This is a genomic window from Paenibacillus psychroresistens (assembly GCF_009728935.1).
Taxonomy (GTDB): Bacteria; Bacillota; Bacilli; order Paenibacillales; family NBRC-103111; genus Paenibacillus_AC; species Paenibacillus_AC psychroresistens.
In genome coordinates, this window is record NZ_CP034235.1 from 850,379 (window position 1) to 861,234 (window position 10,856).

Consider the following 10,856-nt stretch of genomic DNA (forward strand, 5'->3'; position numbering starts at 1 on the left):
GCGCCTTGAACCAGATTTAATCATTAAAACTGACTATAAGATCCCAAATCCGTAATGTGTTTAGGGAAGCTTTTGCCGAGTTGGGTGAAAATTAGGCTATATTGAGCGTCTTTACCGTGTCGATGACATTTCAATAGGAGACGGTTCTGTCCTTTTTTTAATTGGAGATGAGTCAGATGGCGATTTTCTGCGGTCCACCAATCCACTTGATCCGCTTCACTAAGAAGCTCTCCGTTTAACCATAGCTTATAAGCATCCGAATGACCTATGATTAAGCTAACTTCTTGATCTTCCTTGGAATAAATTAAACGCTCGGCATATACCACACAAGGACCTTGGAAGCCAATCATATCGGAAACACTGAATAAGTCTTCAGAGATGTTAACTACATTATGAAGAGCATCTTCGGTAAATTCAGGCTCCTGTAAATAAGCTTTATTTAAATCTGCTTTCGTATTGAGGTGGAATTGTCTGACTAAATCGGTTGTTAAGTCTTCGGTTTCCGCTTTGATATGTGGATAGTACCATTCCCCTAGTTCAGTTGGCGGAAGCTCCAGATAATTATCCCAATAAGGACCGAATACACGCCAAATCTGAGCGCCATTTAAGCCGAATTTCTCTTGGTAGCAGCCACACTCAACAGTGATTGTATTCTTCTCAGATAGTATCGAGAGGTCAGTGGGGATAGAAATGCTTATATTTTTGGAAATCGATTCATATTTCCGCAAAAAGATACTTTCCTCTTGCCAATCTGTAGTCCATCCTTCAGGTAAAAGCACATGAACCTTTTCAAAAATATCTCCATTTGTTTCATTAGTAAGCTGGATAGACAATGTCTTGGTTTCATTCAAACCAATGACAGGAATGCCCAGATAGTCAATCAAAATATTCAGACGAGGAGTTGGCTCAACAGAGGGGACTTCACCTAAGGAATCTGGGACACCTGTTATTTCAATATCCGTGTTAACTCTTCTTGCAGCCGTAACCCCCGCTCTACAAGTATCTTCTGCCAGATCAAAAAGCTTATTGGATTTGCGAGTGAGCAAGGCATCCAGCTTATAGCTGGTATCATAGAAATTATAACGCTCAATCAAATCGGTAGCTCCGTAAATGATGCCTAGAATGGCGCCGGCAGTGGCACAGCTGCAATCCGTATCGAATCCACAATTTAAAGCAAGCATCGAGGTTTTAAGGAATTCCTTTTCACCATAAATCAGCGATAGGAACGTGAAGCCAATATTTTGATATAAGTTCGTACAGTCTGGATGACCATAATCACGGATAATCATTTCCCTTACCTTGCGCCAATCGGGTGTGGTTTTGCTCCATTTCATCGTGTCATCTGCTAGTCTTCTGATCTTCGTGCCTTCAGGTAAATAGACCAACGCATCCAGCATTAGTTTATCTAGATCATCCTCAAAAAAAGCCATAGCCTCCAAAGCCGCTAAGTATTGCTCGGCATAGACGGAGTCGCCTGCATGGTCGAGAACGCCATCTTTAGCCGCATATTCGGCAGCTAGCTGTGGATTTCCAGGGCTAATACAACCCCAAATTTCGGAACGAATTGGACAGCCCATCCCATTGATATAATAGCGATTGTTGAATGATCCCGATAAGGGCGGGTTTAAGCCGCGTTCATAATTTTTCTTGAAATAAGCGTACTCGCCAGGACTATAAGGATACAAATGATAAAATGCGTCTGCCAAATCATTGGAGGTAAAGTAAATCCCTTTGGTTTCAAGCACATGCAGCCAAATCACTTGGAGATCAAGATCATCGTTAGGCAGCATTTCGGCAATCGCTTTTGGGTCGTAATCATAATCGAATAACTCTTTGCGCCCTTCGTAAGGTGCACCGATGGTTCCGGCGATGCTCTTCCCTAGCCAAGCGCCGTAAACTTTGTCTAAGTACAATTCATAACTAATTTGTTTTTTCATAAGGAATCCTTTCTTAAGCTCTGCTTATTAGAATTCTAAAAGCGCTCTCATCAAGCCCATTATAGTAATAAAATCGAGATTAGTCTATAGAAATTTGGAAAACGATTTCCGTCAACGAAAAACAAAAATTAATATCAAATGTTTCCTACTGTTGCTGCAAGTCAGACGATTAAGTTTATGTACAGGTCGGCAGAAACGGCGGCACCTAGATTCTGGGACAATCCGAAGAACTTGACGTACGTGACACAGTAAAGTGGTTTTTGGGGCAAGTTCTGTTATGTAGCTTGGTCTTTTTTTATAGGATAGAAAATGATAACTTTCCCGTTGTGGAAAGCTACGTGCAAAGCTGAAAATCAGCATTGCAGAGTCTGAGTAACTGGTGAGTGGGGCTGTAGAGCCAGTTTTTGGCGTTAGAGAGTGAAAGTAACTGGTGAGTGGGGCTATAAAGCCAGTTTTTGGCGTTAAAGAGTGAAAGTAACTGGTGAGTGGGGTTATAGAGCCAGCTTTTGGTGTTAGAGAGTGAAAGTAACTGGTGAGTGGGGCTATAGAGCCAATTTTTGGCGTTAGAGAGTGAAAGTAGCTGTAGAGCTACTTTCTGGTGTTAAGCTGTATGCAAGGTTGACCTTCAGTGCATAAGCACTTGGGTGGCTCTGAATTGTAACTAAGTATTATCCTATCTGTTTTTGCCCCAAATATTTAATTAATCCCTCGTTTATTTGCCCAAATGAATCTTTTTTGCAGAATATCATTGACAGAATTAGTGGAAATCACTAATATTGAGATATAACGTTTGGGGCAAAAATAAAACAAAGTTGGGTAACACAACACGGAGGGTAATATGCGATGAGTAAAATAAGATTAGCTATGATAGGCGTAGGCGATATGGGTGCTGGACATTGCAGTGGTTTTGACCAAATTGCCGATTGTGAGATTACTTGGGTTTGTGACCCAAATGAAGATAATGTAAAACGAGCTTTAACCTATATTCGCAAGAATACACCTAAGGTTTGTAAGGACTATAGAGAGCTGCTGAATAATGAAGACATCGATGCTGTTGTCATTAGTGTGCCGAATTATTTGCATCGTGAAGTAGCGATTCCATTTATTGAAAGCGGTAAGCATGTTTTTCTTGAAAAGCCAGTGGCTCACAATATAGCGGATTGCGATGCCATTATTGAGGCAGCGGAACGCAGTCAGCGAATAGTGCAGATCGGCTTGGTTTATCGTTATTCGAACCTGTACAGAAAAATGGCTGAAATATTAAAAGGTGGACGTTTGGATCAGGTTTCTATGATGTGGTGCAAGGAATATCGCGAGGCTTTTCCACCAGCAGATTGGTTCTATGACGAAACGAAATCAGGTGGAGCATTGGTTGAGAAGGATTGCCATCATTTTGATATTTTCAATTGGATGATTGATTCCAAGCCTTATCGCGTTTTTGCAACAGGCGGCCAGCATGTGATTAAAAATGGAACGGACCAAATGATTACGAACAGCTATACTCATTATCCTGCAAAAAACATTAGCACTAGCACCATTATCGATCATGCCTGGGTTTTGGTTGAATATGAGAATGGAAGCAAAGCAAATCTAGGTTTGTGCATGTATTTAAAACCGCGCAACTTAACAGAAGAAGGGTTAGAAATTGGACTTATTGGGACAAATGGTGCGCAAATGATCGCTAAGAATGATAGGACACTTTCCATCTATGGAGGAGAAGATTCTTCTATAGAAAGAATCGAAGTCGATTCCGTATCCGACTCTGTGTTGAATGGCCACATTGGAAGCTTGCGGGAGAGAACAGAATTCATTAAATCGGTTCGTACTGGAGATAAACCGTTTGCTTCCCTAGAGGTTGGCAGAAGCTCTCTAAAAATTGCTTTGGCTGCGGAGAGATCCATTAAAGAAGGCAGATACGTCCAGATAGAAGAGGTTTAAAACAGTAGATTTGAGCTAATGAATCGGGGGTGGGAAGACATGCGGGCTTCAAAAGTTAAAGAAGAGATCAAATTTTATTTATTTATTCTTCCGTGGATTGTTGGCTTCTTTCTATTATTCGTTGGCCCTGCCATTGCTTCTCTGGTTTATAGCTTTACCGACTATAACGCGGTTACCGCGAATTGGATTGGATTAGACAATTATAAGGAAATGTTCCACAATCCGGTTTTTATCAAAAGCTTAAAGAATACCTTATTTTTTGTGGTAGTAGGTAATCCTATTCTCATATGCTTTCAGCTTTTGATAGCTCTGTTGCTTAATATTGAAGTTAGAGGGATTCGCTTATTCAGAACCTTATATTACCTGCCTTATCTGGTACCACCCGTTGCAACCGTTATTATCTGGAGATTAATTTTTAACGAAACTGGTGCAATGAACTCACTATTACATTTGGTAGGGTTGGACAGCGTGAGCTGGTTTGACAGTGAATTCCTCAGCAAGCCGATTATTCTATCTATGGTTATATGGGGGGCTGGAGGAACCGCATTAATCTTCATTGCCGCATTAAAAGGGGTGCCGCGTCATTTGTACGAAGCAGCCAAAATTGACGGGTCCAGTATCTTTCGTTCCTTTTTTGTCATAACGCTTCCGATGATAACACCCGCTATTCTTTTCGCGCTAGTGATTCAAATTATTTATTTCTTCCAAATATTCACCGAACCGCTGCTCTTGAATAACAAAGGAGCACCGAATTACTCGGGAACCACTTATATGGTAACTACATATCGCACTGCTTTTACAGACTTCAAATTCGGTTCGGCAATGGCTCAAGCGTGGCTGTTGTTCGGAATAATTCTAATCATAACCATTATCGTGTTGAAAACCTCTAAGAAGTGGGTTTATTACGAATCGGAAAAGGGGAGCTGAGCATCTTGAACACAGAGATTCGTAAACAATCAGCTGTCACTTACTACCTATTCTTAATCTTGGGTTTACTGGTTTTTATGGGTCCGCTGCTGTGGCTTATGTCGACAATGTTGAAAACTCAAGCCGAGACCTATGCGGTCCCGACAACGTTTATTCCAGACGAGGTTACCTTTTCCGCCTTTCAAAGGCTTTTTACACAAATGCCTGAGATGCCGCGCTGGATTGCGAATTCTTTTATGATTTCAACAACGGTTGGAGTGGGGACGGTATTTTCAAGCTCTTTGGTCGCTTTTGGCTTTACGAGAACCAAAGCTCGTTCCAGAAATGCCGTTTTTATAGTGCTTATGACCACATTAATGATTCCGTCACAGGTTACGTTGATCCCGTTGTATGTGCTTTATCGCAACATTGGTTGGTACAATACATGGCTTCCATTAATAATGCCAGCACTGCTTGGAACGGCTTACTTCATTTTCTTATTCCGCCAATTTTTTATGACGATTCCGATTGAATTGGATGAAGCCACTTATATGGATGGAGGCAGCTCTTGGACTATTTATACCCGCGTGATTATGCCATTGTCTGGCCCGATTATAACGACTGCATTCATTTTTTCCTTTGTTGCTTCGTGGCAGGATTTTTTTACACCGTTTCTGTTCATTCAATCCGAGAAGCTTTATCCGCTCAGCGTTGGTTTACAGAAGATACTTGGAGACACCTCAAGGGATTATCCCATGTTAGCTGCTGGGTCGTTTATAGCATTGCTGCCTATCGGAATTATCTATTTCTTCGCCCAAAGGTATTTTGTTGAGGGGGTGGTTTTGTCCGGTATTAAGTGAGTGAGCAGGAAGCTAGCGGAATTATTAATAAAATCATTCAAAAATCGGGAGGGTTTACTTTGAAAAAAAGAATCTTAATTTCAATGCTAAGTACTTTTTTAATGGCTACTATTGTTCTATCCGGGTGTTCGAAAAAGGAAGAAACGGCGGCTTCATCAACAAAGCCAACAACAGAGGCAACTGTAGCACCTGATGCAACAGCGGCGCCAGCAGAAACGACAGCTCCTGTTGCTGAAGAAATTTCCGGAAAGGTAACCTACGCTCAATGGGGAACAGCTGAAGAAACAACGCAAGCCAAAGCGCTTTTGAAGGAGTTTAATCTGAAATACCCTAAGGTTGAAGTTGAGGTTATCAGTAAGGACTGGGGTACATATTGGACATCGTTAACTGCTCAAGCGGCATCCAAGGATTTACCTGATGTTTATAAAATCAGCTTCGCTTATGTAGAGAAATATGCCAAGCTTGGCGCAATGAAGGATTTAACGGATCTGATTGCAAGCAATAACTTCGATCTTAACGATTTTGAACCCGCACTTTTAGCAGCTCATCAATTTGAAGGCAAACAAGTTTCCCTGCCGCGCGATGCCAACATCGTAGAATTTGCTTATAATAAAGGATTGTTTGAAGATCCGAAGACGAATCCTTCCAAAGCGCCTTTCCCAACAGGTGAAATGACATGGGATCAAACCTTGGAAATTGCCAAGAAAATGACGCTTGATAAAAACGGCAAAAACCCGACAGAAGCTGGGTTCGATGCTAAGAATATCGTGCAATGGGGAGTAGCGAGCGGAGTTACGAATTTTGATTCCGTGCTAGAGCCACAATTAATCTCCAGCGGTGCGAAAATAGTCAATGACGATAAAACACTTGCCTTAGATTCACCAGAAGCAATGAAAACATTAGAGTTCTTTCGTGGTTTGGTGGACAAGGAACATGTTGCCCCATCATCAGCAACTATCCAGACCCTGGGTGGAGATCCATTCCTAAGCTTAGCTTCAGGTAAAGTGGCGATGAGCTTTGCAGGAAGCTGGTCAGCAGGTGAGTTTAAGAAAGCTAACATTAAATTCGAATATATTCTGCCTCCTAAATTTAATACTACACAAACCGTCGTTCAGCCTGCTGGAAATGTAATGAGCCCTAACAGCAAGAATGAAAAGGCAGCATGGGCATTATTATCATGGCTTTCCGGTCCTGATGGACAGAATGCACTAGCTAAATCAGGCAGTGCGATTCCAGCTAATAAGAAAGCAGCTGAGGCCTACCTAGCCATTGATGCTGCTTTTGACAAAAAAGCGATTATCGATGCACAGAAATATGCCATTACAACACCATTCTTTGATGGAAAAGACAAATTGCTTTGGGAAATCCTTCCGCAAAAAATGCCGTTGCCTTTAGATGGCAAAGGCGACTTGGTTAAAGCAATCAAGGAAGTTAAGGAATTGTACGGGAAATAAGCTTAGCAGAGTAAAGGCATTGCAAGACCGGGAAACGAGCTCGTTTCCTGGTCTTTTTTTTCTAATCGATTCAAATTTGACATTGAAAATTCAGCATATTACTATAGAGAGAGCGTTTGGCGCAAATTTGTAAATTGTTGAAAGGAATTGAGTGATGGTGGCGAAACTAAAGGATGTAGCAGAATACGTAGGTGTATCCATATCTACAGTCTCTCGTGTCATCAGTAATGACAATAGCCGTGCGGTAAGTCCTGAAACACGAACAAAAATCTGGGATGCCGTGGCTAAATTAGGTTATGAGCCGAACAAGATTGCTAGACAATTGGTCAAAGGCAAAAAAGCGGAAAATCAAGTGACCAAAAAAGTAGGCTGCATAGTTGCAACCCCACAGAATAAATATAACCACCCTTACTTCTCCTTTATTTTAGATGGGATTGAGAAGGGTTTAGCTGACCAAGGGTATTACCTGAGCTTTATCCATACAGGAGAAGAAATTAAGAATCCTAGCTTTTTACAAAAGGTGTTGTATGAGAGCGAGATTGATGGATTGATTTTCGTAGAAGGGATCGAGAATGAAACCTACGAATATATCAAAAAACACATTCCGTTTATTGTAGGTGTGGATTTTGCAGATGATTCCGTGTCGCAAGTAAGCTATGATCGCCTAGCAGCTGCTAAGGAAGCCGTTTTTCATTTATTGCAGCAAGGGCATCATGATATTGGCTATATTGGCGGTGTGGGACTTTCCCAAAAGATTGAAAAAGAAAAAAGATTTAGAGGCTACAAAAGCGCCTTGGATGAAGCTGGCCTTGAGCTGAAGCAGGAATGGATTCTGAATGCCAACTGGGATGTGGATAAAAGCTATGCTTTAATGAAGGAGCTTTTGCAGAACCCAGCGATCAGTAGACCCACAGCCATGTTTGCAGCTAGTGATATGATGGCGATTTCTGCTATGCGTGCAGTCCTAGAGAGTAATCTTAGAATCCCTGAGGATATTGCTTTTATTGGCATCGACAACATTGAATTCTCCCAATATACTTCACCACCGCTGTCTTCGATACATATTCCGAAATTTGAAATAGGCTATATTGCTGCAAAAACAATTGTCGATGTTATTCAAAACAGATATCCAATACCTGTTAAAATCATGGTCCCGTTCGAGCTGAAAACCAGAGAATCCTCATTAAAAATATAAGTAGATAGGCTCCATAAAAACGAAAGTTTTTTTATAACTATTCTTTCACTTGAGAGCTAATATAGAAAATGTTTTAATAAAGAAGCAAGATAAGCTAGTAAGGAAAGGAGTGTGATCGATTTGTTGATTACTTTGCCTGAGGTGATCTCCGTCTAACGGAGATCGAATAAGTAAAGGGGGCCGAAAGGTCCCCTTTACTGTTTCTATAGCAGCTTTTTTAGAGCTTGGAACGACGTTTGTATGTCTTAGTGTTAAAAAACTTGTGGCGATTTTTATAGACATAGAAGATAGCTAAAAGGGAACCAAGCATTAAGGATAGGGTGTGCCAATGGACTTTCAAATATGAGAGGACAACGTTCAATTTAATCACGCTCCTTATGTGCTGTTCCTAGCTTTACCTCAAAGATTTTAAATATGTATTCCCCTAAAAATAAGTATGTTTATTGAAGATTATGATACAATAGTAGTAACCGGACAAACGGTAAATTAAATAGCAAGGTGGGATTTGGCAATGGATTATGACCAAAGACAGTCGACAATTGGACTGGCAAGAGAATACAACTCATCTTTTCACAAGCTGCTGCGTATGTTTACGTTATCGATTCTAATTTCGTTTTTTGGTACCTTGGTGGGAACGGTTGTGCCACCTGCTTTATTTCTTCCTTTGGTGGTCGTACAAATTATTATGATTGTTTCTGCATTTTTTATTAGAAAAGGTAAAAAAGCTATTGGGTATGCGTTTGTGTTTAGTTTTACATTTCTGACGGGTGTCATTATTTATCCAACGCTTGCGCATTATTCAACTGTTGGCGGCTCGTCTTTAATTAATACGGCGTTTATTCTTACGGTTGTTATATTTGGCGGATTATCCACTTACGCTTATTATTCAAAAAAAGATTTCAGCTTTCTCGCTGGTTTTCTAATGGTTGGCCTGTTCACTTTAATTGGGTTTGGCTTAGTAGGGCTGTTTATTGGTGGTTTTAGTGGTCCATTGGGTACGTTAATTGCAGGTGGTGGGGTATTAATCTTCTCCGGATTTATCCTCTATGACATCTCTCAATACCGTAAAGGTTTAGCGAATGAGGACATCCCGTTAGCCGTACTTAACCTATATCTTGATTTTATTAATCTGTTTTTATACTTGCTGCGTTTTCTCGGAATTTCTCGCGATTAGACAGCAGACAGCCATGTTTGAAAATCTTTAATACGGTTTATTAACTAGGTAACTAATAATAAACTTAATTAAAGAGGAGCTGGTTGCAATGGGAACTACAGATGATGTTATAATGGTAATGAATAATTGGTGGACGTACACATTAGTTTGGGTAGGCATATCTGTTGCCGTAGTATTTATTCTTATATTGGTGCTCGTATGGGCGAAGCTATCTTCTGTTTCACGTGCTTCACAGCAAGCATTCAAGGATTTGAATCTCAAAATTGACAGCATGGCTAGAACACATGACGCATTTAGTGAATTGAATGCCAAGATTGACAGCTTGAAATCAACTAATGAATTAAGGCGTCCGAGTTCGGATAATGTAGCGATCTAGACCGAAGCTGATAAAAGGCTGCTTGCAGATTAACTGCAGGCGGCTTTTTTGTTGTCTAAAATTTTGTTGTCTAAATTAAGGTTGGTATTAGTATATGTGATCCATCCAAGGATAAAAAACGTTCAAGTTTATAGAGGCTTTGAAGTAATCAGAAAAGGAAAGTAGGAGATTGGCATGAAAAAACAAAAGAGAATCGTCTCGTTTCTAGGAATTGCAATGATATCAGCTAGTTTAATGCTCGCGGCAGGCTGCAGCTCTAAGGATGATGCAGATGCTCAAATGACCAGCAAATCCACTCCAATGGAGAGTATGGCAGGAATGGAAAGTATGGCTCCGACAATGGAACCAACAATGGAGCCGTCGATGGAACCTACTATGATGCCAACAATGGAGCCCACAATGTCCATGGAACCTTCGATGATGCCAACAATGGCTCCAGTTGAGATGGTAACAGAAGCTCCAACCGCAGAACCAACAAAGGAACCCATGACGCCTATGCCAACTTTGAAAGCAACGGCTAAACCAACTGTAAAGCCTACACCAAAGCCTACATCTAAACCGACTGCTAAGCCAACTGCAACAATGGATCATTCTATGATGGCTACGCCTGAACCAACTAAAGCACCAGCAGTAACCAGCAAAACGATCGAAGTTACGATTAAAACTTTTGCCTATAGCCCTAGTTCAATAAAGGTACCTGTCAATTCGGAAGTAACCTTCACGAATAAAGATGACGTCAAGCATACGATTACTGCCAAAGATGGTTCATTCAAAAGCAAGCTATTAAAGCAGGATGAATCTTTTACCCAAAAATTCACTGAAGCGGGTGTATATGAGGTTTATTGTGAGCCACATACCTTCATGACAGCGACGATTACTGTAGAATAGCTAAACAACAACTGGAGACTCCCTAACAAGGAGTCTTTTTGGCCTGAGCCGAAGGGATAACGGTCAAAAGGAACCCACTCGGAAACACAAGTTCAAGAAGTATGAACACTTCGTGACTAGCTTGCAAC

9 protein-coding genes are annotated in these 10,856 nt (G+C 40.9%); 8 read left to right on the forward strand and 1 reads right to left on the reverse strand.

The genetic code is table 11. From position 1 onward, the window contains the following. Positions 1-23: 23 nt before the first annotated feature. Complete coding sequence (locus tag EHS13_RS04015; protein ID WP_155699132.1) at positions 24-1,937, reverse strand: ADP-ribosylglycohydrolase family protein; 1,914 nt, start codon at positions 1,935-1,937, stop codon at positions 24-26. A gap of 843 nt (positions 1,938-2,780) precedes the next feature. Between EHS13_RS04015 and EHS13_RS04020 the strand changes: the two genes are divergently transcribed. The 8 genes from EHS13_RS04020 (at position 2,781) to EHS13_RS04055 (ending at position 10,728) form a co-directional block, all read left to right on the forward strand. Next, entirely contained in the window at positions 2,781-3,875 is a 1,095-nt protein-coding gene (locus EHS13_RS04020) for a Gfo/Idh/MocA family protein (RefSeq protein WP_155699133.1), read from the forward strand. Positions 3,876-3,914: 39 nt separating this feature from the next. Further along, positions 3,915-4,802 carry a carbohydrate ABC transporter permease gene (locus EHS13_RS04025; RefSeq protein WP_155699134.1) on the forward strand — a complete coding sequence of 296 codons (888 nt, stop codon included), beginning with the start codon at positions 3,915-3,917 and terminating at the stop codon, positions 4,800-4,802. Between the two features lie 5 nt (positions 4,803-4,807). Further along, positions 4,808-5,641: a carbohydrate ABC transporter permease gene (locus tag EHS13_RS04030; RefSeq protein ID WP_227013778.1), complete on the forward strand. Its 834-nt coding sequence runs from the start codon at positions 4,808-4,810 to the stop codon at positions 5,639-5,641. Positions 5,642-5,700: 59 nt separating this feature from the next. Further along, positions 5,701-7,095 carry an ABC transporter substrate-binding protein gene (locus EHS13_RS04035; RefSeq protein WP_155699135.1) on the forward strand — a complete coding sequence of 465 codons (1,395 nt, stop codon included), beginning with the start codon at positions 5,701-5,703 and terminating at the stop codon, positions 7,093-7,095. Between the two features lie 154 nt (positions 7,096-7,249). Further along, positions 7,250-8,290, forward strand: coding sequence for a LacI family DNA-binding transcriptional regulator (locus tag EHS13_RS04040; protein WP_319633416.1), 1,041 nt, complete (start codon positions 7,250-7,252; stop codon positions 8,288-8,290). 511 nt (positions 8,291-8,801) lie between these two features. Further along, positions 8,802-9,464, forward strand: coding sequence for a Bax inhibitor-1/YccA family protein (locus tag EHS13_RS04045; protein WP_155699136.1), 663 nt, complete (start codon positions 8,802-8,804; stop codon positions 9,462-9,464). A gap of 88 nt (positions 9,465-9,552) precedes the next feature. Continuing rightward, the gene (locus tag EHS13_RS04050; protein ID WP_155699137.1) at positions 9,553-9,840 is read left to right on the forward strand and encodes a hypothetical protein; all 288 of its coding nucleotides are present in this window, start codon (positions 9,553-9,555) and stop codon (positions 9,838-9,840) included. Between the two features lie 174 nt (positions 9,841-10,014). Further along, complete coding sequence (locus tag EHS13_RS04055) at positions 10,015-10,728, forward strand: cupredoxin domain-containing protein (protein ID WP_155699138.1); 714 nt, start codon at positions 10,015-10,017, stop codon at positions 10,726-10,728. The last annotated feature ends 128 nt before the right edge of the window (positions 10,729-10,856 follow it).

Excerpts from the sequence above, each read along its gene's own strand:
- EHS13_RS04040 (WP_319633416.1), top strand. The coding sequence starts at position 7,250 with ATGGTGGCGAAACTAAAGGATGTAGCAGAATACGTAGGTGTATCCATA.
- EHS13_RS04025 (WP_155699134.1), top strand. The coding sequence starts at position 3,915 with ATGCGGGCTTCAAAAGTTAAAGAAGAGATCAAATTTTATTTATTTATT.
- EHS13_RS04015 (WP_155699132.1), bottom strand. The coding sequence starts at position 1,937 with ATGAAAAAACAAATTAGTTATGAATTGTACTTAGACAAAGTTTACGGC.
- EHS13_RS04050 (WP_155699137.1), top strand. The coding sequence starts at position 9,553 with ATGGGAACTACAGATGATGTTATAATGGTAATGAATAATTGGTGGACG.
- EHS13_RS04020 (WP_155699133.1), top strand. The coding sequence starts at position 2,781 with ATGAGTAAAATAAGATTAGCTATGATAGGCGTAGGCGATATGGGTGCT.
- EHS13_RS04055 (WP_155699138.1), top strand. The coding sequence starts at position 10,015 with ATGAAAAAACAAAAGAGAATCGTCTCGTTTCTAGGAATTGCAATGATA.
- EHS13_RS04045 (WP_155699136.1), top strand. The coding sequence starts at position 8,802 with ATGGATTATGACCAAAGACAGTCGACAATTGGACTGGCAAGAGAATAC.